Raw genomic sequence first — 562 nt, 5'->3', positions numbered from 1 at the left:
TTGGCAGCACACTTGGCAATTTTGTAAAGTCGTTGGCAAGTTAGGTTCACAAGTCAAAAGTTTAGGCGAGCCAAAATGGAGCGATTCAAACTCACCAAATATCAACAGAGATACGGGTTGGTTCTGCGATACAACCCTTAACTACGCTCAGAATTTACTTGTACACGCAGAGCAATCGCCAGAGCGACAATTGATTGTTTTCAGCAATGAAAATGGCGAGCAAAAACAGCTCTCTGGTCAACAGTTGATTGAGCAAGTGTCCATCGTCCAACAATGGTTGATTGCAAATGGTGTCGGCAAAGGAGATGTCGTGGCGGCCTACTTGCCCTACCTTCCTGAGACCGTCATCGCGATGCTTGCGACCACCAGCCTCGGTGCTATTTGGACATCGACCTCTCCAGATTTTGGCGTCGACAGCGTGTTAGAGCGATTCGGCCAAGTGACACCCAAAGTATTGTTTTGTTGTAATGGCTACCAATTTGGCGGCAAGATCTTCGATATGACGCAAAAAAACCGAGCGATTAGCAGCAAACTCGGAAACACCATCAGCGTTTGCCAAATT

At 47.0% G+C, this 562-nt stretch carries 1 protein-coding gene; it reads left to right on the top strand.

Annotation, left to right across the window (positions count from 1 at the left end):
* On the top strand, nt 1-562 hold a 562-nt coding region (locus R7190_RS29620; RefSeq protein WP_318138172.1), incomplete at both ends, for an AMP-binding protein.

The organism is Vibrio sp. 1078-1, assembly GCF_033340475.1.
The sequence above is the reverse complement of the archived record's forward strand: the minus strand, read 5'-3'. Positions and strand labels throughout refer to the sequence as shown.